The sequence below is a fragment of the Pseudomonas sp. NFXW11 genome, from assembly GCF_049887815.1.
Taxonomy (GTDB): Bacteria; Pseudomonadota; Gammaproteobacteria; order Pseudomonadales; family Pseudomonadaceae; genus Aquipseudomonas.
In genome coordinates this window covers 47,447-71,017 of sequence record NZ_JAGEKI010000012.1, presented here as the reverse complement: position 1 = coordinate 71,017, position 23,571 = coordinate 47,447, and the positions used below count along the sequence as shown (strand labels likewise).

The following is a 23,571-nucleotide window of genomic DNA, read 5'->3' as shown; positions in this document are numbered from 1 at the left end:
TATCAGTCATTTGGCAAATATCTCCAGCAAACGTGGAGCGATCTTGTCCAGTGGGCGTATCTCTGTGGCGGCGCCTATGGCAGCGGCCGCCTTGGGCATGCCATACACCGCGCTACTGTTCTGGTCCTGAGCGATGGTCAGATAACCCTGATCGCGCATCAGCTTCAAGCCTTGGGCACCGTCGCGGCCCATGCCGGTCAGCAGCACCCCTACCGCGTCGCCGTTCCAGTAACTGGCCACGCTCTCGAAAAACACATCGATGGAAGGCCGGTAGATCTCGTTCACCGGCTCGGCGGTGTAGGCCAGGGTGCCATTCTTCAACAAGCGGATATGGTGGTTGGTGCCCGCCAGCAATACGGTGCCACTTTGCGGCGGTTCACCTTCGCGCGCCAGGCGCACCGGCAAGCCGGAAACACCGCTGAGCCACTCGGCCATGCCGGCGGCAAACACCTGGTCGACATGCTGGACCAGCACGATGGCGGCGGGAAAGTCCTTTGGCAAGCCCTTGAGCAGCACTTCCAGGGCGGCCGGGCCACCGGCGGAGGAGCCAATGGCCACCAGGCTCTGGCGTGGCGCCCCACTGCGCAGGGGCCCGGGTGCCGAACGCACCCGGCTGCCGCGCTGGCCGATCAGCCAGCCGATATTGAGGATCTTGCGCAACAGCGGCGCCGCCGCTTCCTGAGCATTGCCGGCCCCCACCGCCGGGGTGTCGACCACATCCAGGGCGCCGTGGCCCATGGCCTCGAACACCCGGTGCACATTCTGCTGGCGATCGACGGTGACAATCACTATGGCGCACGGCGTCTCGGCCATGATTCGCCGCGTGGCTTCCACTCCATCCATCACCGGCATGATCAGATCCATGAGAATCAGGTCCGGGGTCAGTTCGGCGCAGTACTGCACCGCTTCGGCGCCATTGGTGGCGACCCACACCACCTCATGGCTGGGGTCGAAGGCCAGGGCCCGGCGCAGGGCCTCCACGGCCATGGGCATGTCGTTGACGATGGCGATTTTCATGCCCGCGCTCCTCCAATCAGTTCCACCACCGCATCCAGCAGGGCGTCGTCATGGAAACTGGCTTTGGCTAGATAATAGTCGGCACCGGCATCCAGTCCACGGCGCCGATCCTCCTCGCGATCCTTGTAGGACACCACCATCACCGGCAGCGACTGCAGGCGATTGTCGCGACGCAAAAGTGTGACCAATTCAATTCCGTCCATTCGCGGCATGTCGATATCAGTGATCAGCAGGTCGAAGCTTTCCGAACGCAAGGCATTCCAGCCATCCATGCCGTCTACTGCAACGGCCACATCGTAGCCGCGATTGATCAGCAGCTTGCGTTGCAATTCACGCACCGTGAGCGAGTCATCCACCACCAGGATGCGCTTGCGCGCGGCCTGGGCATGTTGCTGGTGATTGCCGGCGATGCGCTCCAGGCGCCCGGTATTGAGCAGTTTATCCACCGAGCGCAGCATGTCTTCGACATCCACGATCAAGGCCACCCGGCCATCATCGAGCAGGGCTCCGGCGGAAATATCCTGGATCTTGCCCAAGCGCTCGTCCAGGGGCAGTACCACCAGGGTGCGCTCGCCGATAAAGCGCTCCACGGCAATCCCGTACATCGCGTCACGTTCGCGGATCACCACCACCTTGAGGGTCGGCGCGCTGTTCTGGGTGGCCGGCCGCTGCAACAGCTGACTGGCCGCCACCAGGCCGACATGCCGGCCTTCATGCCAGAAATGCTGACGCCCCTCCACCTGGACTATCTGTTCGGGTTCCAGGTCGCACATGCGTTCGATATGCGCCAGCGGGAAGGCGTAGGCCTCGTCACCCACTTCCACCACCAGGCTGCGCACCACCGACAGGGTCAGCGGCACCTGCAGATGGAAGCGGCTGCCCTGGCCACTGACCTGCTCCAGCAGCACCGCCCCGCGCAACTGCCGCACCATGTGCTGCACCGCGTCCAGGCCGACCCCGCGCCCGGACACTTCGGTGACCTTGTCCCGCAGGCTGAAACCCGGCAGAAACAGGAAGGTCAGCAGTTCTTCCTCGCTCAACTGGGCCGCGGTGGGCGCCGGTGACAGCTGGCGCTCGACGATGTTCTGCCGCAGGCGCTCCAGGTCCACGCCGTTGCCATCATCGCTGAGTTCCAGCACCAGCAGCCCGGCCTGGTGGGAAGCCCGCAGGCGAATCACCCCTTCGGCCGGCTTGCCCGCCAGCAGGCGCTGCTCGGGCAACTCGATGCCATGGTCGACGGCATTGCGCAGCAAGTGGGTCAGCGGCGCTTCGAGCTTCTCCAGCACGTCGCGGTCGACCTGGGTCTTCTCGCCCTCGATCTCCAGCCGCACCTGCTTGCCCAGGCTGCGCCCCAAGTCGCGGACCATGCGCACCTGGCCACTGAGCACATCGGCGAAGGGCCGCATGCGGCAAGCCAGGGCCGTGTCATACAGCACCTGGGCGCGCTGGCTGGACTGCCAGCCGAACTCGTCGAGCTCGGCGGTCTTCTGCGCCAGCAATTGCTGGGACTCGGCCAGCAAGCGTCGCGCGTCCTCCAGGGCTTCCTGGGCCTCCAGGCTCAGGGCGTGTTCCTTGAGGTGCAGGTTGAGATTCTCCAGCGCCGCCAGGCTGTTGCTCTGCGTCCGCTTGAGGCGCTGCAAGGTGGCCAGGTAGGGCTTGAGCCGCTGGGTTTCCACCAGGGACTTGCTCGACAGGTCCAGCAGGCTGTTGAGGCGCTCGGCGGTGACCCGCAGCACCCGCTCGCCGCCCTCGGTCATGCGCTTGCCCGGGCGCGCGACACTGCTCGACGGTTCGGTGAGCGGCTCGCTGGGCAAGGCCAGTGGCTCGGGCTCGGCCAGCGCAGCAACGGCCGGCGGCTCCAGCGCCGCAGGTTCGGCAACGCTGCTTGGCGGTGCCTGGAGCGCTGCGCTCGGCGCCGCGGGCCCCTGGCTCAGCAAGCGCTCCATCAGCGCCACATACAGCGCAATATCCGCCACCAGGCTCTCGGCACCGCCCGGGGTGGCGATGCGCATCAGCAGGTCGGTGCCCTGCAGCAGGGCGTCGATATGCTCAGGCAGCAGGTACAACCGCCCTTCCTGGGCGCTGACCAGGCAATCCTCCATCACATGGGCCACGCTGACCCCGGCGTCGACCCCGACGATCCGCGCCGCGCCCTTGAGCGAATGGGCCGCGCGCATGCAGGCTTCCAACTGGTCGGCCTGGGTCGGATTGCGCTCCAGGGCCAGCAACCCGGCGCTGAGCACCTGGGTCTGAGCCTCGGCTTCCAGGCTGAACAGTTCCAGCAACGAGGCGTCGCGCATCTGATCGGGGGTCATGTCAGGCTCCGGGTCACGGCGATCAGCAGTTGCTCTTCGTCCAGCAGGCGCAGGCTGCGCCCCTGCCATTGCAGGACGCCACGGGTGTACTTGGCATCCGCCTGCTCGCCAGGCAGCGACGCGGTGTTGAGAATCCGCTCGTCGATGGCATGGATGCCGTGCACCTCATCCACCGGCACCACCACAGGGCCGCCGTCGGCGCCGATGATCAGCATGCGCGGCATCACTCGTCCGTTGCTGGCGGCCAGGGGCGTCGGGTCCAGCCCCAACAGCTCGGTCAGCGACAGGCAGGCCACCAGCGCCCCGCGCACATTGGCCACCCCGAGCAGGGCCCGGGAACGCTGGTGCGGCAGGGAATGGATCGCCTGCTGCGGCGCCACCTCCAGCAGACAGCGGGTCGGCAGCCCCAGCCACTCCTCGCCAAGGCGAAACATCAGCAGCGAACGGGTCGCCACATCGGTGTCGGTTTCCACGGCCAGCGCCTGCTCGCGATCTTCCTGGCGCAGTGAATAGCGATCCAGCAAGCGCGTGGCGGCGGCGGAATACACCGCGCAATTACGGCAGTGGATATGTTCGGCCAGCAGCGGGCAGGACTTATCGCCCAGGATGCCGATGCGGTTCCAGCAATCGTCGATGGCCTGGGCATCGGCAGCCAATGAGTAGGAATGGCTCATCGTTTCGACTCACTGTCGGCGGTGCGCAGGCTGCGGGCAGCGCGCTCCTGCAATCGTTGGGCGGCGGCGACATCGCCCTGGGACGCCAGCAGCGCCGCCAGGTGGGCCAGGGCCTCCGGGTGCTGGGGCGCAAGATACAGGGCCTTGCGGTAGAAACCCTGGGCCTCCATGGCATTGCCGGCCACATCGCTGAGCAGGCCCAACCAGTAGAACACCTGGGCCACCGGCTCGTGCCGTTGCAAATAACCTTCACAGGCGGCCCGGGCCTCGGCGCTCTTGCCCTCATTGGCCAGGTTGGCGATCTTCGCCAACAGGCTCGTGGCATCGCTGACCGGCGCACTCTCGACCACCGGCACCGCGGCGGCACGGACGGCAAAGGGCCGCTGGCGCGGCGCCGGGGTGGCCGGCTTGCGCGGCGGTATCGGCAGGGGCAAGGGTTGCGGCAAGGCCGCCGGCTGCGGTGCCGGCTGCGGTGCCGGCTCGGGCTCCTGCTGGCGGCTGAAGGCAAAGGACTGCGGGATGCCGATCGAGCGCATGCCCAGGCGCCCCAGCAGGCTGCCCTCGGCCGGGCCGATAAACAGCACGCCCTGTTCATGGGTCAGGCGCTTGAGCACCTCGAACACCTGGCGCTGGGTCGGCTGGTCGAAATAGATCAGCAAGTTGCGACAGAAGACAAAGTCGAAGGCCGGTTCAGCGGCCAGCAAGCCTGGGTCCAGCACATTGCCCACCTGCAGCCGAACCTGCTCGCGAACCCGCTCGCTGAGGCGATAGCGCTCGTCCTCGGCAACGAAATGGCGCTCGCGAAACTCCAGGTGCTGGCCACGGAAGGAGTTCTTGCCGTACAAGGCCCCGCGCGCCCGCTCCACCGACAAGGGGCTGACATCCAGGCCATCGACCTTGAACTGATGAGGCGCCAGGCCGCCGTCGAGCAGGGCCATGGCGATCGAATAGGGTTCCTCGCCGGTGGAGCACGGCAGGCTCAGCAAACGCAGGGCGCGCATGCCCTTGATCTGTTCCAGGCGAGCCCTGGCCAGCTTGACCAGGGTGGCAAAGGATTCCGGGTAGCGGAAGAACCAGGTTTCCGGAACTATCACCGCCTCGATCAGCGCCTGCTGCTCCTCCCGCGAGCCTTGCAGCTTGTGCCAGTACTCGTCGCTGCTGTGGGCGAACAGGGCATGGCAGCGCTGGCGCACCGCGCGTTCGATGATCGCCGGGCCCACGGAGGCCACATCCAGGCCGATGCGCTCCTTGAGGAAATCGAAGAACCGCTGCTCGTCGCTCATGGGCGCTCCCCAGGCGAGTCCGGCTCGGCGGCAACAGCGGGAAACAGCAGCTCACGCACCTCGGGCGCCAGCAGGTCGTCGACCCGCACCCATTGCAGCAATCCACTGGCATCTTCGCGTACCGGCCCCAGGTACGGCGCCTGGCGATTGTCCAGGCCATAGGGCTGGAACTCTTGAGGGTCGCAGCGCAGGGTGTCGTTGGCCTGCTCCAGCAACAAGCCCAGAGCCCGCGCCGGCTGGCTGCCATCGCCGCGGTAATGCACCAGCACCAGCCGGGTACTGGTACGCAGTTGGGCCGGGCGTTCGAAGGTCAGCTGGCACAGGTCGATCACCGGCACCACCGCGCCACGATAGGCGAACACCCCGGCCACCCAGGACGGCGCCTGGGCGATGGGCTTGAGTGGCAGCCGGGGCAGCACTTCCACCACATCCACGGCCTGCAGGGCGTAACGCTCCTGACCGATGTGGAACACCAAAAACAGCGCGCTCTTGGCCCCGGCCACGGGGTTGCGCTTGTGCGCCAGTTCGTCCATCAGACTTTGAAACGCGATACGCCGCTGCGCAGCCCCACCGCCACCTGGCTCAGCTCATCGATGGCGAAGCTGGCCTGGCGCAGGGACTCGACGGTCTGGCTGCTGGCATCGCCCAACTGCACCAGGGCGTGGTTGATCTGCTCGGCACCTGTGGCCTGGGCCTGCATGCCCTCGTTGACCATCAGCACCCTGGGCGCCAGGGCCTGCACCTGATGGATGATCTGCGACAGCTGCTCGCCCACCTGCTGCACCTCGGCCATGCCGCGGCGCACTTCCTCGGAGAACTTGTCCATGCCCATGACCCCCGCCGACACCGCCGACTGGATCTCGCGCACCATCTGTTCGATGTCATAAGTGGCCACCGCGGTCTGGTCCGCCAGACGCCGCACTTCGGTGGCCACCACGGCGAAACCGCGGCCGTATTCACCGGCCTTCTCCGCTTCGATGGCGGCATTGAGCGACAGCAGGTTGGTCTGGTCGGCGACCTTGACGATGGTCACCACCACCTGGTTGATGTTGCCGGCCTTCTCGTTGAGGATCGCCAGCTTGGCATTCACCAGGTCGGCCGCGCCCATCACCGAGTGCATGGTGTCTTCCATGCGCGCCAGGCCCTGCTGGCCGGAACCGGCAAGCACCGAGGCCTGGTCGGCGGCGCTGGAAACCTCGGTCATGGTGCGCACCAGGTCCCGGGAAGTGGCGGCGATTTCCCGCGAGGTGGCGCCGATTTCCGTAGTGGTGGCGGCGGTCTCGGTGGCGGTGGCCTGCTGCTGCTTGGAGGTGGCGGCGATCTCGGTCACCGAGGTGGTGACCTGCACCGAGGAGCGCTGGGCCTGGGACACCAGGGCCGTAAGCTCGGTCATCATGTCGTTGAAGCCGGTTTCCACGGCGCCGAACTCGTCCTTGCGCGCCAGGTTCAGGCGCCCGCTGAGGTCGCCGGTGCGCATCACTTCGAGAATGTCGACGATGCGGTTCATCGGCGCCATGATCGCCCGCATCAACAGCAGGCCACACAGGCCCGCAGCCAGGATCGCCAACAGCAGCGACACGCCCATGCTGATCTTGGCCGCTGCCACCGCATCGTCGATGGCGTTGGTGGCGGCATCGGCCACCGCCTTGTTTTCGCCAATGATGTCATTGAGCTTCATCCTTCCTGCTATCCAGGTCGGGGTCAGTTGCTCGTTGAACAGGCGGACCGCCTCGGCCTCCTGCTTGCGTTGATGCAGGTCGAGCACCGCCGCCTGGATGCGGTTGAACTCCTGATGGCTTTTCTCGAAGGCATCGAATTCGCTCTGGTCGTCACGGGTGGTGATGGTGTTCTTGTAGTTGCCCATCTGGGTGACCAGGCGCTGTTCAAAGGACTTGAAATCCGCCAGCTCCTCGGCGGTGATGCTCTGGTCCTGCTTGATGCCGATGATCTCCTGGGTCTGGATATAACTGTCGACCCAGGCGCTACGAATCATCGAACTGAAATACACCCCCGGCACTGCGTCGTCGCGCACCCGCTCCTCACCGGCTTCGATCTTCAACAGCCGCGAGTACGAGACGACGACCATCAACAGCATGATGGCGATAATCACCGCAAAGCTCGCCAAGATGCGTTGGCGCAACGTCCAGTTCTTCACAGTCAGTCCTCGAGGCCATTCAAAAATGGGGGGAGTATAGCCGAGGACGATGCAGGTTTTACGGGTGGTTTAACGACACGGTTGGCACTTTTAGCACCTGGCTGCAGCCGCTCTGGATGACGGTTCAGCGAGCCTTTGCTCAAGCCTGCAAGGCATTTCGGCAAATCCCCCAGACAGAACCGCCATTCCTGGCGCCAGGCGCCTTAATGGCCGCCCTGGCGCACCTGATTCTCCAGCTCGGCCTTGAGCCCGGGAGGCAGTTGCAGCTGGCGCGCCAGCTCGTCCAGGTAGGCCTTCTCCATAAAGTGCTCTTCGTCCACCAGCAGCACGCTGGCCAGGTACATCTCGGCGGCCATTTCCGGGGTGTGCGCAGCGCGGGCCACATCCGCCGGGTCCAGCGGTTTGTTCAGCTCGCTGTGCAGCCACTGCTGCAACTGCGGGTCGTTGTCGAGCTTGCTGAACTCGCCCTCGATCAGCGCCCGCTCACGCTCATCCACATGACCGTCGGCCTTGGCCGCCGCCACCAGCGCCTTGAGAATCGCCTGGCTGTGCTGCTCGGCCTGGGGCGCCGGTAGCCGATCCAAAGTCTGCGGTTCGTTGCGCGGGGCCGTGCCCTGCTGCGCCTGCCAGTTGCCATAGGCCTTGTAGGCCAGTACCCCGAGGGCGGCCAGGCCACCGTAGGTCAGGGCCTTGCCGCCAAACTTGCGGGCCTTCTTGTTGCCCAGCAACAAGCCCATGGCACCAGCCGCCAGGGCCCCGCCACCGGCGCCGGACAACAGCGCGCCGGCCTTGCCGCCGAGCAGGTCGCCGAGCCCACCCTGCGGGGCCTTGCCGCTGTGGCTGGGGGTTGAGCCCGCCTGTTTCTGCAACATCTCCTGGCCAGACCTGAGCAATTGATCGAGCAATCCACGGGTATTCATCTGCTGCCTCCGGAAAATCGGCTGTCGTATCGACAGATAAGGCCGTAAGCCTAGAGAGAAGTGCCCACCAGCAGGGGCGCGATAGTGCTTCTGAATGTTGCTTTATCCTGCACATCCTGCACATCCTGCACCAACGCACCCTACGCCCTCAGGACGGGTAAACGCCCCATGTGCGCCTTCTAAATCCTGCATGGGCAGGCTGGATAAGCGCCGCGACTTACGGCACTATCCGCCGCCTGAAAACCCTGGCGCCACGGCTTGGGATCACTCAATCCCTTCCGGCAGCAAGGATGCGCCCATGCCCCGTCATACCCCCGCCTGTTTGCGCGAGCGCCGCCCATGAGCCTGGACGCCATCGGCCGCTATCACGCGGTGCGCATCAGCATCGGCGTGCTGGTTCACTCAGTGCCACCGCTGCTGTTCTATTTGGCGCATCTGTGGGGCGTAGGCTTCTACCGCAGCCATTTCGGCTCCATCGCCAAGGGCTTCGGCCTGGGCATGATGGTGGAACTGCTGCTGCAACTGCTGGTTGTGGTCAGCTTCCTGGTGGCCCTGACCCCCAACCTCAAGGTCAAGCTGGGCCTGACGGGCGCCCTGGCGCTGTTCACCGCCTGGGCGATGTTTCCCGACCACCCGATTCGCGGCTACATCTACTGTTTGCTGATGACGGTGCCGCCGTTGCTGGCCATCTGGCTAACGCATTGGCTGTGCCGTCTGTGCTATCGCCAGGGGTTACCCAATGAGCGTTGAACCCGGCAAGATCGCCGCCCTGTGTTGCACTGCCCTGCTGGCGATTCTCGGCCGCCCCGCGCTGGCCACCAGCCTAGACCAGCAATTTGCCGGCCTGGCCACGTGCAGCGTCGAGGATGTCTACCTCGACCCCAATGACCACCAGCCCCGGGGCGCTTACTTCAGCGAGCGCCAACTGCAGCCCTGCGAGCTCGACGAGGCCGCCCGCTACTGTGTCGAGGACAGCTACCAGGGCCTGGCGGTGAGCGCGGTGATGATCCCCTACCGGGGGCCGTTTTCAGTGCATGCCCTGTACCTCAAAGACTCCGTCGAGGTGGTTCGCGCACGCCTTGGCCGCGAATTCTTCGGCGATGGCCGCCAGCGCCCGCTGCTGATCGCCGACCGCCAGCACCCCGAACACTCGGTGCTGTACTGCGACCCCGAGAGCCAATGACCCCTGGCGCCCCAATTTCCCGGAAGACTCTGCCCATGCCCACCCTGTTCACCCCTGCCTTGCGCATCGCCCTGGGCCTGCTGCTCGGCGCCAGCGCCCAGGCCAGCCTGGCCGACGCCCCTGCCTGCCCGTCCAACGACCTGCCGACCTTTGTCCAGGCCTTTGCCGCCAGCCCCGAGCTGCAACAGGCGTTTATCGCCACGCCGCTGGTCGAACAGCGGCCGGTGCTGGACGACCGTGGCCGGGAAGTGACCGCACGCTACAAATTGACCGGCGACAACCGCCATCTGCTGACCCTGCTCGATGCCAAGGCCCAAGCCCAGGCCGGGCTGCACAGTTTCTGGGACGACAAGACCCTGGTGGTGAACGACCCCCTGGGCGATGTGGTGCAAGCCTTCGTGTTCGAGCGGGCGGCCTGCTGGCAACTGGTGCGGGTGGAGCAATGGTCGATGGACGGCCTGCTCGACCGGCAGGCCCCGGCCAATGAAAGCGCCCTGCAGCGGCAGATGCGCAAGGCCGACCTGTTTCTCGGCTATGGCGGCCGCGAACAGTACCCCTTGACCACCTATTTCTTCGAACTGGGCCAGCGCATCCTGCTGGATGCCGCGCACAAGGGTTCGGCCAAGGCTGCGGTGCAGGCGGTGAGCCTGGGCTTCTCGGGCATGGCCCCGGAGCTCAAGCCCGGCGAGCCGGAGCAATTGCTGCTGCCTTATGCCCAGAACGATGTGGAGGCCGCGCTGATGCTGTCCATGTACTACTGCTATCCGCAGGTCGATACCGACGCTGAAAGCTGCCAAAACCCGGGCAAGTCCGAAGCAATCCTGCAACGCATCGCCCGGGAGCAGGACTCCGCCAGCGCCTACCACTACCTGGGCAGCTTCTATGCCGAGGGTCGCTGGGGCAAGGCCGACCCGGTCAAGGCCCTGGACTGCCATCAACAGGCACTCAAGCGCGGCGACCTGGAAAGCCTCTGGCCCATGACCTGGTGGACCCGCAAGGGCGAGATGCCTGCCGCAGGCGGACGCTGCCTGAATGAGCCGCCGCAGGCGTAAGGCTTGAGGCCCAGCGGGAGCAAGCTCCCTCGCCACCTATTGCGGCTGAACCCGGATGCACAGGTTTTGACTTTTTTTCACAAGAGTTTGATTGCCCGGCACAGGCCTGCTTGCGTTAATTGAGCCCCCTCAAACAACCGCCAGGCCGTGCAATGCTCCCCGTTTCCGCTCACCCGGCCACTGCCGCCAGGGCCACGCCGATAGCCGCTCAAGCGGCACGCCTGGACCAGGTGGATGCCCTGCGCGGCTTTGCCCTGCTGGGCATCCTGGCGGTTAACATCTGGTCCTTCGCCGACCCTTACTACGCCTCGTCCAGCAGCAACCCGCACTACGCCAGCGAGCTGGATTACCTGATCCGCTGGCTGGTCTCGGTGTTGTTCGAGGCCAAGTTCTACCTGCTGTTCTCCTTCCTGTTCGGCTACAGCTTCACCTTGCAACTGGCCTCCGCCGAGCGCTCGGGGCAACCCTTCGTGCCACGCATGCTACGGCGCCAGCTGGCCTTGCTGGCCATCGGCCTGGTGCATGGCGCACTGCTGTTCTATGGCGAAATCCTCTCCCTGTACGCCCTGCTGGGCCTGGTGCTGCTGATGCTGCGCGGGCTCTCGGCGCGCTGGGCGGCAAGCCTGGCGCTGCTGCTGATCATAAGCACGGCACTGTTGATGCTGTGGTTCGGTGCCGCGCTGCTGGATGCCGGGGTCTACAGCGGCGGGCCCGATGGCGAAGCGCTGCTCAAGGACATGGCCCTGGCCGGCAGCGCCCTGGACACCCTGGTCTACAACGCTAGCCACCTGCTGGATACCGTTTCAGCGCTGTGGCTGCTGCAAGGCCCGAGCACCCTGGGAATGTTCCTGCTGGGTTATGTGGCCGGGCGCCGGCGCCTGCTGGTGGCGCCCTACCGCTTTGCCCCCAGGCTGCCTCGGCTGCTGGCGATCACCCTGCCGCTGGGGCTGGGTGGCGCCCTGCTCTACGGTTACTGGGCCGCCTATGCCCCCGGCGGTGGCCTGGAGGTGATCGGCTACGGCATCAGCCAGCTGACCGCGCCGCTGCTCTCGGTCAGCTACGCCCTGTTGTTGCTCAAGGCCTTCGACACGCCCCTGGGCCAGCGTCTGTGCCAACGGCTGGCACCCTTGGGGCGCATGTCCCTGAGCAACTACCTGCTGCAATCGCTGCTGCTCAGCCTGCTGTTCACCGGCTACGGCCTGGGGCTGGTCAACCAGTTGTCGCCGCTGTGGATACCGTTCCTGGTGATTGCCCTCTACCTGCTGCAGATGCAACTCAGCGCCCGCTGGTTGCGCACTCACCAGTACGGCCCCTGCGAATGGCTGCTGCGGGCAGTCACCCTGGGCGCCTGGCCAAACTGGCGCAAGCGCCCCGAGGTTTAAACCAGGCGCAAACAGAGGTGGATGTCTTCGGGCTCCAGCGCCAGTAGCTGTGGGTCCGGGGTGGCAAGCAGCTCACTGCCCAGGCCCAGGTAGAAGTCCACCGTATGCTGCGATGGCGTGGCCGACACATACAGGCCCTGGGCGCCCATGGCCAGGGCCTGCTCCCGGGCCAGGGCGAAAAGCTGCCGGCCCAGGCCCTGGCCGCGATAGGCCTGGCTCACATGCAGGAACTTCAACTGGCGCAGGTCCAGCCCGGCGCACTCGATGGGCAGGCAATCCACCACCGCCGCCGCCACCAGCGCGCCCTCGTCGAAAAAGCCATAGAGCCAGCCGCCGCGCCGGTAACACTGCTGCAAGATCAGCGCGTCATGCTCGGCTTCGCCGGCCGGCCAGCCAAGCACCACCTCATGCTGGGCATAGCGCAACAGGCGCCCCTCCTGCACACGGTAGAACGCGTCGATGATCTCGGCGCGATCGATCAGTTTGAGCAAGGCAATATCGGCTTCGACAAGCAAACGCGGGTGCAGCATGGGGGCCGGTTCCTGAAGGGGTGGTTTGGTTACCAATGGACACAAGCTAAGCAATTTTCGCCGTCTGGCGAACCGTTTATTCTATCCGGCATCTGTTTATAGTCCGTTGCGTTTGGCCGATGGCATGACCGAACCTCACCCCGCGATCCCTCAGTGCAGCCAGGAACGGCTGCGGATCTTTCCCTGAACAAGGTTCAACCATGCACCGCAGGCATCTTCTCAAAGCTTCCATGGCCCTGGCGGCCTATACCGGCCTCTCGGCCAGCGGGCTGCTGGCCGCCCAAGCCTGGGCCGGCACTGCCGACGGCGAGGCCCAGGCCTTCGATTTCGAGCGCCTCAAGGCCCAGGCCAAGCAACTGGCCGGCACGGGGTACCAGGACACCAAGCAGGTGCTGCCGCCGACCCTGGCGAAGATGACCCCGCAGAACTTCAATGCCATTCAGTACGACGCCAAGCATTCGCTGTGGAACGAGCTGAACGGCCAGTTGGACGTGCAGTTCTTCCACGTCGGCATGGGCTTCAAGCAGCCGGTGCGCATGCACAGCGTCGACCCCAAGACCCGCCTGGCCCGCGAGGTGCACTTCCGCCCTTCGCTGTTCAACTACCAGAACACCAGCGTCGACACCGCCCAGCTCAAGGGCGACCTGGGCTTTGCCGGGTTCAAGCTGTTCAAGGCCCCGGAACTGGACCGCCACGACGTGGTGTCCTTCCTCGGCGCCAGCTACTTCCGTGCGGTGGACGCCACCGGCCAGTACGGCCTTTCGGCCCGCGGCCTGGCCATCGACACCTATGCCAAGCAGCGTGAGGAATTCCCCGACTTCACCCAGTTCTGGTTCGAGACCCCGGACAAGGACAGCACCCGCTTCGTGGTCTACGCCCTGCTGGATTCGCCCAGCGCCACCGGCGCCTACCGCTTCGACATCGACTGCCAGGCCGAGCGGGTGGTGATGGAGATCGACGCCCACGTCAACGCGCGCACCGCCATCGAGCAACTGGGCATCGCGCCGATGACCAGCATGTTCAGCTGCGGCACCCACGAGCGGCGCATGTGCGACACCATTCACCCGCAGATCCACGACTCCGACCGCCTGGCCATGTGGCGCGGCAATGGCGAGTGGATCTGCCGGCCGCTGAACAACCCGGCAACCCTGCAGTTCAACGCCTTCGCCGACAAGGACCCGAAAGGCTTCGGCCTGGTGCAGACCGACCACGAGTTCGCCAGCTACCAGGACACCGTGGACTGGTACAGCCGGCGCCCGAGCCTGTGGGTCGAGCCCACCACCGCCTGGGGCGAAGGCAGCGTCGACCTGCTGGAGATCCCCACCACCGGCGAGACCATGGACAACATCGTGGCCTTCTGGACCCCGAAAAAACCGGTAGCCGCCGGCGATTCGCTGAACTACGGCTACAAGCTCTACTGGAGCGCCCTACCGCCCGTGGGCACACCCCTGGCGCGGGTGCACGCCACCCGTTCCGGCATGGGCGGCTTCGTTGAAGGCTGGGCGCCGGGCGAGCATTACCCGGAAGTCTGGGCCCGGCGCTTTGCCGTGGACTTCACCGGCGGCGGCCTCGATCGCCTGCCGGCGGGCACCGGCATCGAGCCGGTGGTCACCGCGTCCAATGGTCAGGTCAAGGATTTCAGCGTGCTGGTGCTGGACGAGATCAAGGGCTACCGCATCCTCTTCGACTGGTACCCCACCAATGACAGCACCGACCCGGTGGAACTGCGGCTGTTTATCCGCAGCAACGACCGCACCCTGAGCGAAACCTGGCTGTACCAGTACTTCCCACCGGCAGCGGACAAGCGCAAATACCCGTGATCCAAGCCAATGATCGTGGCGAGGGAGCTTGCTCCCGCTGGGGCGACCTGTCGCCCCCCATGGCCACCATCATCGGCGACCAAGCCCACACCGCGCCCTCAGGCTTTACGGCCGCTGCGCGACCGAGCGGGAGCAAGCTCCCTCGCCACTTCAGAGGCAAAAAAACGCCGCTTTATCGTGAGATAAAGCGGCGTTTTTTCATTCCCCGATTGCTACTCGCGCAGATCCGACTCATGAATCGGCTGGTCCCTATGGGTCGCCCGCTGGTACTGCGCCGGCCAGGTGGCTTGGCGCCCGCCCAGGTCATCGTCGGCGTGCAATGGCCAGTAAGGGTCGCGCAGCAACTCACGGGCCAGGAAGATGATGTCCGCCTGACAGGTGCGCAGAATGTGCTCGGCCTGGGCCGGTTCGGTGATCATTCCCACGGTGCCGGTGGCGATCCCCGACTCCTTGCGCACCCGCTCGGCAAAGCGCGTCTGGTAACCCGGGCCGGTAGGAATCTCGGCATTGGCCGAGGTGCCGCCGGAAGACACATCGATCAGGTCCACCCCCAGGTCCTTGAGGCGCCGCGCCAGCTCCACGGTTTCGTCGGGGTTCCAGCCGTCCTCCACCCAGTCGGTGGCCGACACCCGTACAAACAGCGGCAACTCCTCGGGCCACACTTCGCGCACCGCCGCGGTCACCTGCAGCACCAGGCGGATGCGATTTTCAAAGGAACCGCCATATTGGTCCTGACGCTGATTGCTCAGGGGCGAAAGAAACTGATGCAGCAGGTAGCCATGGGCGGCGTGCACTTCCACCACCTTGAAACCCGCCACCAGGGCCCGTTTGGCAGCGTCGACAAAGGCCTGGATCACCTCGGCGATCTGCCCTTCGTCAAGCTGGGTGGGCGGCGTGTGCTGCGGGTCGAAGGCGATTTTCGACGGCCCCACCGGCACCCAGCCACCGTCCTCGGGCTTGATGCTGCCGGGCTTGCCCAGCCAGGGCCGATGGGTACTGGCCTTGCGCCCGGCATGGGCTAGCTGGATGCCGGCCACCGCGCCCTGGGCGGTGATGAAACGGGTGATGCGCTGCAGCGGCTCGATCTGCGCATCGTTCCACAGGCCCAGGTCCTGGGCGGTGATCCGGCCTTCGGCGGTGACTGCCGTGGCCTCGGTAAAGATCAACCCGGCGCCCCCCACCGCGCGGCTGCCCAGGTGCACCAGGTGCCAGTCATTGGCCAGCCCGTCCACCGAGGAGTACTGGCACATGGGTGAAACCGCGATGCGGTTGAGCAGGGTCAGTTGACGCAGGGTATAGGGTTCAAGCAGCAGACTCATGGGGCACCTCTCGATCAGTGGTCAGGCTCCAGGGATCTGTTTGAACGGTCGACAAGTGACGGCGAAGTGAAGCGCCCGCCCCCGCGGGAAGATGGATGACAAAAAAGTCACAAGGCCAATCAGACAGTGCTTAGAGACTAGTCGACAACCTTGCGCCAAGCCGAGTTCCTGATGCGCCCCGGGGAAAAAAACCTGTGCCCTGGCCGCCGCCAGCGGCAGCGGCCAGGGCCGCCTCAACCCTATGGGGCGCGGCGATTGCCATCGAGCAAGGCATCCACCACGCCACGGGCCATTTCCACCGAATGCACCAGGGACCAGATCAGGCCGCGCTCCACGCCGCTGGCATGCTCGGTGATTTCATCCGACACCTCCTCGGCGGCCTTGAGCAGCATGGACACATGCAGCAGCGCTTCTTCGGCACTGATACCTGCGCGCACAGAGAAGGGGTTATCGGGGCCCGCAGGGCCGGCGGCGGTGGGGTGCAGTGTCGCGATCAGCGAGCCCTTTACGCCGCTGTTGGCCAGGGCATGGCGCACGGTTTCATTGGCCAGATCGTGGGAGGGGTTTCTACGGGGGTGAACAAAGTCGGACAGTGAATCATGGACAGTTTTTTTCATGAGGTAACTCCTTAGCCTGGAGTTACGGCAGCGGTACGCGGGTTATCAGGCCAGGCCAAGTCGCCGGCGCACCCGAAGGTGCCCCCACGCACAGCGGCCATAACGGAACACAACGACATGCGCTGTATAAGTGGCAATGCTGGCGTTACTTGGACTCGAGCTGCTAAACCCGGTCGCTGACTCGCAGCGACTACCGCAGGCTAGTCATCGAGCGTTCGCGTTACAAGTGCTCCTGCTCATCTCGGAGTCGCCTTACAAAAGAAAGAGACATGCCGCCAGCCCGCTTTCCCAAAGTCTGGCAAAACCGCCCGCACCGCCCACTGACAGTCAGCTAAGGACAAGCACCGCACTTGTGTGGCGAGGGAGCTTGCTCCCGCTGGATCGGCCGGCGCTCCGGGGCATAGCAGTCCCATTATTTGGGCCGCTGCGCGCCCCAACGGGAGCAAGCTCCCTCGCCACAGGTGATTTTTGCTATAGCGCTGAGTGCTCGCAGCGCCCCTTAGCGCGGCTCGATATGGGCAATCAGCAACTGCACGGTTTCCTGGCCACGGAACTCGTTGAGGTCGAGCTTGTACGCCAGTTCCACCCAGCGAATGGTCGGGTTGGGCCAAACTTCGCGGTCGATGCCGAAGGCGATGCCGTCCAGTTTCAGCGAGCCGCATTCGCTGCGCAGCACCACCTTCAGGTGGCGTTCGCCGACGATGCGCTGCTCCACCAGTTCGAACACGCCATGGAACATCGGCTCGGGAAAATGCTGGCCCCAAGGGCCGGCGTGGCGCAGGGCGCGGGCCAGCTCCAGGTGGAATTCCTCCACCGCCAGGCTGCCGTCCGACAGCAGGCGTCCGGTAAGGTCTTCCTCTTGCAGCTGGCGCCGCACTTCCGCGTCGAAGGCTTCGGCGAAGGCCGGGAAGTTCGACTCCGGCAGCGACAGGCCGGCGGCCATGGCGTGACCGCCGAACTTGCTGATCAGCTGCGGATGGCGCGCCGCCACGGCATCCAGGGCATCGCGAATATGAAAGCCCGGCACCGAACGCGCCGAGCCCTTGAGCATGCCGTCGCCGGCATCGGCAAAGGCGATGGTCGGGCGGTGGTAACGCTCTTTGAGGCGCGAGGCAAGAATCCCGATCACCCCCTGGTGCCAGTCGGCATCGAACAGGCACAGGCCGAACGGCATGGATTCCACCGGCAAGTCCTTGAGCTGGGCCAGGGCTTCGCGCTGCATGCCCTGCTCGATGGATTTGCGGTCCTGGTTCAGCTCATCCAGCTGGGCAGCCATGGCCCGCGCCGCCGAGGTGTCATCGCTGAGCAGGCACTCGATGCCCAGGCTCATGTCGTCCAGGCGCCCGGCCGCGTTCAAGCGAGGGCCGAGGATAAAGCCCAGGTCGGTGGAAGTGATGCGCGAGTGATCGCGCTTGGCCACTTCGAGAATCGCCTTGAGCCCCGGTCGTGCCCGGCCGGCGCGAATCCGCTCCAGGCCCTGGTGCACCAGGATGCGGTTGTTGGCGTCCAGGGGCACCACGTCGGCCACGCTGCCCAGGGCCACCAGGTCCAGCAGCTCGCCGATATTCGGCTGTGGCCGGCTGTCGTAGCGACCCAGGCTGCGCAGCCGCGCCCGCAAGGCCATCAATACGTAGAAGATCACCCCGACCCCTGCCAGGGCCTTGCTCGGGAATTCGCAGCCCGGCTGGTTGGGGTTGACGATGGCGTCCGCCGCCGGCAGCTCGGGGCCGGGCAAGTGGTGGTCGGTCACCAGTACCTGCAAGCCCGCGGCCTTGGCCGCGGCCACGCCTTCGACGCTGGAGATGCCGTTGTCCACGGTGATCAATAGCTGCGGCTCACGCTGCAGCGCCACCGCGACAATTTCCGGGGTCAGGCCGTAGCCGTATTCGAAGCGGTTGGGCACCAGGTAGTCGACATGGGCCGCGCCCAGTAAGCGCAGGCCCAGCAGGCCCACGGTGCTGGCGGTGGCGCCGTCGGCATCGAAGTCGCCGACGATGAGGATGCGCTGGCGCTGGTCCAGGGCGGCCACCAGCAGGTCCACCGCGGCGTCGATGCCCTTGAGTTGCTGGAACGGAATCAGCCGCGCCAGGCTCTTGTCCAGCTCCTCCACCGACTGCACGCCACGGGCGGCGTAGAGACGGGTCAGCAACGGCGGCAGATCGCCGAGAAAGGGCAGGACGGCGGGCAACTCACGGGGTTCGATACGCATGGGCTAACAGCAACTTCTCTTCAAATACGGTGGATCGAGCGGGGTCGGGAATGGGCGATCAGCCGCGGTCGCCCAGCAGCCATTCGAGCTGGACTTCATGCTGGCCGCGATCGTCGGTGACGAAGATCGTGCCTTCGCTGATCATCACGTCCCACTTGATCACTCGCGGCATGTCCTTAGCCAGGGTCTCCAGCACGTCCTGGGGCACACCGGCGATGTTCAGGTTCTTCAGGTTTTTCACCGCGTCCACCACCCGGGTCTGCCACACCCGCAGGCTGCCGTAGGCCAAGAGGCTGGTGCGCTCGGTACGGCGCGAGCACCAAGTGAGGCGATCGGCGTCCGGCTGGCCGACTTCGATCCAGTGCAGCACGCGGTCATCCAGGCTCTTTTCCCACAGGGCCGGCTCATCCACATCCGACAGACCACGACCGAACGACAGTTGCTCGTTGTACCAGAAGGCGTAGGCCAGCAGGCGCACGGTCATGCGCTCTTCGGTTTCCGAAGGGTGACGGGCGATGGTTTGCTTGACGCTTTCATAGACCCCGCGGTCGAGGTCGGTGAGGTTCAGTTCAAATTTGTAGGTGGTGGACGGCTGGGCCATGTGCGGGCTTCTTGAGTGTGCGAAAAGGCGGCAAGTCTAACCCGAAACCCGCCGCACTGCCCGACCGCTGACCGGGCCAGCCCGGCCCTGGATGACATCCGCTGTTACCCATTGCCTGGGTAAAGTCGGTTGCCAGGGCGTAGCCATGGCTTTATAACCCCGCGCAAACCGGCTGGCGCGCATCGCGCCAGAGCCGTGCGCAATAGAAAAGGACGTCCATGACCCTCTTTGTCACCTTGCTTGTCCTCGTGCTGCTGTTCATTGCAGTGATCCTCTACTTCCGGCAGAAATCCGCCGACCAGGACCAGTACCTGGAGCAGACCGGCAACCTCACCGCCCAGATCAATCAGACCCTGCTGATGAGCAAGGCCGAGCCGCTGCTGGCCCTAGAACTGGCGCAGCAACTGCCGGAAGGCGAAGCACAGCATCTGGCCCTGCAACTGGTGGCCAGCGAGCTCTATGTGGCTGGGCACAAGGCCCAGGCCACGGCGATCTACCAGCAACTGCCGCCCCACGCCCGGGACTACGTGCTCAATAGCCTGATTGAGACGCTGCTCGAAACCCAGGATACCCAGGCCTGCCTGGAACTCCTGGAGCACTGGGGCGAATCCCTGCCCAGCTGGCCGCTGCTGCAGGTGCCGATCCTCCAGGCCCGCGGTGAACAGGAGCGCGCCCTGGCCCTGCTCGGCGAGCTTGGCGACCCGAAAAACCCGGAGGCCCATGAACGCCAGAGCATCGGCAATCAGCTGATGCTGTCGCGCCTGCAATTTCAGGCGGGCATGCACGACGCCGCGCTGATCAGCCTCGAACAGGCCTGGGCGAGCTTCCAGCAGCCCGGGCAGGAGCGCTATCACAGCGTGCTGCGCAGCCTGTTCGAGGCCTTCGCCACCCAAGGGCAGGCCGAGCGGATTCTGGCCCACTCGGCCGAACTGCCGGCCGAGGAACAGGTGCAGGCGCTGATCGCCCTGTTCGATGCCGGCAATCTGGAGCCGGCCTTCGGCTTGCTGGCCGACAACGGCAGCCTTCACTCCTCGACCTACAGCGACCTGATGGACTCGGCCCTGAAACGCCAGCCAATCGAAACTGCCCTGCGCCTGCTGGACCTGAGCCCCGAGATGCACCAGCACAGCCTGCTGCTGCAACTGCTGAACCATCTGGCGGCCCAGGGCCAGACCGCCGAAGCCGAGGCCCTGCTGCAGCAGCGAGCCAGCCATGAGTCGCAGCGTCCGGGGCTGATGCTCGATCTCTGCAATGAGTTGCACCAGGCACAGCCGCAATGGACCGCGGCCTTGCTGGCCCAGGCCCTGCAACTGATCGACGGCCACAAGCATGACCATGAGTTCTACAACAGCTTGCGCATGCAGGCCCTGCAAACCCAGCTACTGATGCAAAGCCACCTGCCAGCTCATCGCCGGGACAGCTGGCTGGTGCGCAGCAGCATCGAGGAGATGCACCGCCTGCGCCAGCAGATGCCCGGTGACGAGCAATTGCTGTACCTGTGCGACCAGGCCAAGCTGCTGCACGCCCTGGACCAGACCGCCCAGGCCAGGACCCTGCTGGAGCAGGCGGTGCAACTGCTGGATGGCGAGCCGCTGCCGGATGTGGATGAGATGGACGCGTGCTTCTACCTGGAGGACATCGCCAGCGCCTACCTGAGCATCGACGACGTACAACAGGCCCAGGCCCTGCAGGACCGGCTCAACGCCGAGGATTCGGGCAGTCGCATCCTGGAAGAAGAGCTGATGCTCAACCATATCCAGCATCAGCGTTACACCCAGGCCATCGAGGGCCTGAACCTGGGCATGCTGCTCAGCGACAAGAAGCCCCTGTCGCTGCTGTACCAGGCCCTGGCAGACCTGCAACAGCGTGCCCCCGAACGTGCCGGCGAGCTGAAACAGCAGCTGATGGCGCGCATTGCCAACGGCCAGATCTGGCGCAACTCCCAGACCAACTGAGGCCCCCGGTTGCGCGCCCTTGGCGGGGCGCGTCGCCGGCCAACAGCCGCACCCGAGGAAGATTCAATCATGGAAGTACTTGTCATCCTGCTGCTGATTACCGGCGTGATCACGCTGCTGGTGGTCTATGCCAACAAGCGCAGCGCCGGTAATGACCTGGGCATCACCCTGGACGAGGCGGCGCAGATCAATCGCGCCGCGCACCTGAGTGCCATCGAACCGCAAGTGGGCTTGCAACTGGCCCAGCGCCTGACGGGCAAGGCCCGGCAATTGGGGCTGCTGCAAATGCCCACGGCGTTGTACCGGCAAGGCGACCAGGCACAGGCCCTGGAGGTACTGGCCGAGCTGGATGAAACCTACCAGCCCATGGCGCTGAACCAACTGCTCGAGACCCTGCTCGACAACGACGGCCCGCAAGCGGTGCTGAGCCTGCTGGAGCGCCTGCAGCAACCCCTGCCCTCAGCACTCCTGCTGCGCATTCCGCTGTTGTTGGCCAAGGGTGAACAGGAGCAGGCGCGGATGCTGCTGGAGACCTTCGGCGTCGACCAGTTGAGCCCGGACTCCCCCACTGAACACCGCCAGTTGGCGGCCCTGCAACGCAGTGTGGGCCTGGCCGATAAAGCCGCCACCAGCGTCGGCCTGGCCTGGCAACTGCTGCTGCAACAGCCGGCCAACGAACTGGATCGCCATGAACTGCAACAGACCCTGCTCGAATACCGGGCCCAGGGGCAGGACGCGCAGTTTCCGGCCATGGCCGCACAACTGCCCGAGTCGGCCCAACTCATTGTCGTGAGCCTGCTGATGCAAGCCGGGGACTTCGCCACCGGGCTCGAACTGCTGGCGCAGAACCCCGAGCCCGACAACTACTTCGACTACCCGCCGTTGCTCCAGCTGATGCTCGACGCCGACCGCCCGGAGCTCGCAGCACAGCTGATCGCCCAGGTGCCGGAGAGCGACGTCAGCGAGCTGCTGCTGGGCTTGTTGCATTGGCATGTCGCGCGCAACCAGATGGCCGAGGCCGAGGCGGCCTTGCAGGCCTGCGCCGTTTCGACTTCGCAGCGGATCTGGTGCCTGATCTGCCTGTGGGGTAGCTACGTCGAGGAACACCCGCAATGGTGCGCCCATCTGCTGGAGCAGGCCTTGCTGGCACTGGAAGGCATGCGTGGCGATGAGCAATGGCCGTGGATGCGCCTGCTGGTTCTGGAAACCCAACTGCGGGTGCAGGCCGACCTGCCGCGCCTGCGCCGCGACAGCTATCTGATTCGCAGCAGCCTGGAGGAAATGACCCGTCTCAACCCGCAGCTCGCCTACACCGATCGGCCGATGAAACTGGCCTTGCAGGCCAAGCTGCTGCACGACCTGGAACAGACCCGGCAAGCCGGCGAACTGCTGGACCAGGCCGTGCAAGCGCTCGATGACGAAAGCCAGAATGCAGCGCTGGAGCCTGCGGAGAAAAACTTCTACCTGGAACAGCTGGCGCTGAGCTACGTCTACATCGACGACCAGGCACAAGCCCTGGCGCTGAAAGCCCGCCTGGAACAGCAGGCCGCCCATGCCAGCCAATTGAGCCAGGCCATGGTGCTACAGCATATCCGCCAGCAACGTTTCGAGGAGGCGATTGCCGGCCTGGAACTGCGCAACCTGTTTATTGGCGAAAACCCGGTGCAGCAATTGCACCAGGCCCTGGAAGCCCTGAGCCAGGGCGCCCCGGAAAAAGCCCAGCAGCTGCGCCAGAAACTGATCGACAGCCTGGCCGCCGAAAGCGCCTGGGGCTACCCGAGCGCCGCCTGAGGCCCTGGCCAGGCCAGCCGCTGCACACCTTAACGCGGTGCGTAGCGGCTCCAGAGTTCGTTGAACTCCTTGAGATAACTGGCCACCAGTTGCGGATGGTCGATCACCAGCAGGTTTTCCTCATTGCCGGTGGTGGCGCTGCGGGTCCAGTTGAAGCTGCCGTTGAGCAAGGTGCGGCCATCGAACACGGCGAACTTGTGGTGCATGTGGAACGGCGTGTCGTCGATCCGCACCGGCACCCCGGCCTCGCGTAGAGCGGCGATATCGCTGCCCACATCGAACTGCTTTTCACTGTCGCTGATCACCCGCACGGCCACGCCGCGCTGGTGGCAGGCGCGGATTTCGTCGCTCAGTTGGTCGTCGGAAATGGTGAACACGCAGATATCCACCGAGATTCGCGCCTGGCGGCACAGGTCGCGGATCTTGCGCCGGCAGTCCTCACCGGGGCTGAAGTGGGCGCTGGCCATGTCGCGCACCGGGGCGCTGTTGGTGTCCAGGGTCTTGACCACCTGCTCCAGCCATTTCAATGCCGGCAGTAGGTTGGCGCTGTCGGCCAGCGCCAGTTCGCGCACCAGGTCGAAGGCCCGGTTACGCATGTAGCGCACCTGGTCCTGGCCCAGTTCGTTGCCCAGCTGGCGCAGTTCGTCGCGCTCTTCATTGCTCAGTTTCAGGTCCAGCAGGCTGTCGCGCAGCTGCTGGTCGAGGTGGGCAAAATCCATATCGTGTTCCTTGAGCAAGGGCCGGTAAA

At 65.2% G+C, this 23,571-nt stretch carries 20 protein-coding genes; 7 read left to right on the top strand and 13 right to left on the bottom strand.

Going from position 1 to position 23,571, the window contains the following annotated elements:
- Window positions 1-6: 6 nt before the first annotated feature.
- From J4P02_RS18915 to J4P02_RS18885, 7 genes are all read right to left on the bottom strand, one after another.
- Window positions 7-1,017 carry a chemotaxis response regulator protein-glutamate methylesterase gene (locus J4P02_RS18915; RefSeq protein ID WP_426193005.1) on the bottom strand — a complete coding sequence of 337 codons (1,011 nt, stop codon included), beginning with the start codon at window positions 1,015-1,017 and terminating at the stop codon, window positions 7-9.
- The gene (locus tag J4P02_RS18910) at window positions 1,014-3,332 is read right to left on the bottom strand and encodes a hybrid sensor histidine kinase/response regulator (RefSeq protein WP_426193003.1); all 2,319 of its coding nucleotides are present in this window, start codon (window positions 3,330-3,332) and stop codon (window positions 1,014-1,016) included. The genes J4P02_RS18915 and J4P02_RS18910 overlap by 4 nt, the downstream gene beginning before the upstream one ends.
- Window positions 3,329-4,006 carry a chemotaxis protein CheW gene (locus J4P02_RS18905; protein ID WP_426193002.1) on the bottom strand — a complete coding sequence of 226 codons (678 nt, stop codon included), beginning with the start codon at window positions 4,004-4,006 and terminating at the stop codon, window positions 3,329-3,331. The genes J4P02_RS18910 and J4P02_RS18905 overlap by 4 nt, the downstream gene beginning before the upstream one ends.
- Entirely contained in the window at window positions 4,003-5,289 is a 1,287-nt protein-coding gene (locus J4P02_RS18900; RefSeq protein ID WP_426193001.1) for a CheR family methyltransferase, read from the bottom strand. The genes J4P02_RS18905 and J4P02_RS18900 overlap by 4 nt, the downstream gene beginning before the upstream one ends.
- Window positions 5,286-5,822: a chemotaxis protein CheW gene (locus J4P02_RS18895; RefSeq protein WP_426192999.1), complete on the bottom strand. Its 537-nt coding sequence runs from the start codon at window positions 5,820-5,822 to the stop codon at window positions 5,286-5,288. Before J4P02_RS18895 ends, J4P02_RS18900 begins: the two co-directional genes overlap by 4 nt.
- A complete protein-coding gene (locus J4P02_RS18890) occupies window positions 5,822-7,444 on the bottom strand; it encodes a methyl-accepting chemotaxis protein (RefSeq protein WP_426192997.1) in 1,623 nt (540 codons plus the stop codon). Before J4P02_RS18890 ends, J4P02_RS18895 begins: the two co-directional genes overlap by 1 nt.
- A 203-nt stretch (window positions 7,445-7,647) precedes the next feature.
- Window positions 7,648-8,364 (bottom strand): tellurite resistance TerB family protein, encoded by a 717-nt coding sequence (locus tag J4P02_RS18885; RefSeq protein ID WP_426192995.1) that lies wholly within the window; start codon window positions 8,362-8,364, stop codon window positions 7,648-7,650.
- A 339-nt stretch (window positions 8,365-8,703) separates the two neighbouring features.
- On the opposite strand from J4P02_RS18885, the gene J4P02_RS18880 reads away from it, so the two are divergent.
- The 4 genes from J4P02_RS18880 (at window position 8,704) to J4P02_RS18865 (ending at window position 11,981) form a co-directional block, all read left to right on the top strand.
- Entirely contained in the window at window positions 8,704-9,114 is a 411-nt protein-coding gene (locus tag J4P02_RS18880; RefSeq protein ID WP_426192993.1) for a hypothetical protein, read from the top strand.
- Complete coding sequence (locus J4P02_RS18875; RefSeq protein WP_426192991.1) at window positions 9,104-9,547, top strand: hypothetical protein; 444 nt, start codon at window positions 9,104-9,106, stop codon at window positions 9,545-9,547. Before J4P02_RS18880 ends, J4P02_RS18875 begins: the two co-directional genes overlap by 11 nt.
- A gap of 35 nt (window positions 9,548-9,582) precedes the next feature.
- On the top strand, window positions 9,583-10,599 hold the full coding sequence (locus J4P02_RS18870) for a hypothetical protein (protein WP_426192989.1): 1,017 nt from the start codon (window positions 9,583-9,585) through the stop codon (window positions 10,597-10,599).
- 152 nt (window positions 10,600-10,751) lie between these two features.
- Window positions 10,752-11,981 carry a DUF418 domain-containing protein gene (locus J4P02_RS18865; protein ID WP_426192987.1) on the top strand — a complete coding sequence of 410 codons (1,230 nt, stop codon included), beginning with the start codon at window positions 10,752-10,754 and terminating at the stop codon, window positions 11,979-11,981.
- Here the strand turns inward: J4P02_RS18865 and J4P02_RS18860 are convergent.
- A complete protein-coding gene (locus J4P02_RS18860) occupies window positions 11,978-12,511 on the bottom strand; it encodes a GNAT family N-acetyltransferase (protein WP_426192985.1) in 534 nt (177 codons plus the stop codon). The genes J4P02_RS18865 and J4P02_RS18860 overlap by 4 nt on opposite strands.
- Before the next feature lie 200 nt (window positions 12,512-12,711).
- Between J4P02_RS18860 and J4P02_RS18855 the strand changes: the two genes are divergently transcribed.
- Complete coding sequence (locus J4P02_RS18855; protein ID WP_426192983.1) at window positions 12,712-14,331, top strand: glucan biosynthesis protein D; 1,620 nt, start codon at window positions 12,712-12,714, stop codon at window positions 14,329-14,331.
- Window positions 14,332-14,543: 212 nt separating this feature from the next.
- Here the strand turns inward: J4P02_RS18855 and J4P02_RS18850 are convergent, their stop codons facing one another.
- The 4 genes from J4P02_RS18850 to J4P02_RS18835 all read right to left on the bottom strand — a co-directional run bounded on the left by J4P02_RS18850 (window position 14,544) and on the right by J4P02_RS18835 (window position 19,077).
- A complete protein-coding gene (locus J4P02_RS18850; RefSeq protein ID WP_426192981.1) occupies window positions 14,544-15,650 on the bottom strand; it encodes an NADH:flavin oxidoreductase/NADH oxidase in 1,107 nt (368 codons plus the stop codon).
- A gap of 239 nt (window positions 15,651-15,889) precedes the next feature.
- Window positions 15,890-16,267, bottom strand: coding sequence for a hypothetical protein (locus J4P02_RS18845; protein ID WP_426192979.1), 378 nt, complete (start codon window positions 16,265-16,267; stop codon window positions 15,890-15,892).
- A 499-nt stretch (window positions 16,268-16,766) separates the two neighbouring features.
- Entirely contained in the window at window positions 16,767-18,476 is a 1,710-nt protein-coding gene (gene recJ, locus J4P02_RS18840) for a single-stranded-DNA-specific exonuclease RecJ (RefSeq protein ID WP_426192977.1), read from the bottom strand.
- 58 nt (window positions 18,477-18,534) lie between these two features.
- The gene (locus tag J4P02_RS18835) at window positions 18,535-19,077 is read right to left on the bottom strand and encodes a YaeQ family protein (RefSeq protein WP_426192976.1); all 543 of its coding nucleotides are present in this window, start codon (window positions 19,075-19,077) and stop codon (window positions 18,535-18,537) included.
- A 218-nt stretch (window positions 19,078-19,295) separates the two neighbouring features.
- On the opposite strand from J4P02_RS18835, the gene J4P02_RS18830 reads away from it, so the two are divergent.
- Together J4P02_RS18830 and J4P02_RS18825 are read left to right on the top strand one after the other, a co-directional pair.
- Window positions 19,296-21,032 carry a hypothetical protein gene (locus J4P02_RS18830; RefSeq protein ID WP_426192974.1) on the top strand — a complete coding sequence of 579 codons (1,737 nt, stop codon included), beginning with the start codon at window positions 19,296-19,298 and terminating at the stop codon, window positions 21,030-21,032.
- Window positions 21,033-21,101: 69 nt separating this feature from the next.
- Window positions 21,102-22,823: a hypothetical protein gene (locus J4P02_RS18825; protein ID WP_426192972.1), complete on the top strand. Its 1,722-nt coding sequence runs from the start codon at window positions 21,102-21,104 to the stop codon at window positions 22,821-22,823.
- A gap of 29 nt (window positions 22,824-22,852) precedes the next feature.
- On the opposite strand, the gene J4P02_RS18820 is transcribed toward J4P02_RS18825, so the two are convergent.
- Complete coding sequence (locus J4P02_RS18820; RefSeq protein WP_426192970.1) at window positions 22,853-23,542, bottom strand: phospholipase D-like domain-containing protein; 690 nt, start codon at window positions 23,540-23,542, stop codon at window positions 22,853-22,855.
- Window positions 23,543-23,571 lie beyond the last annotated feature (29 nt).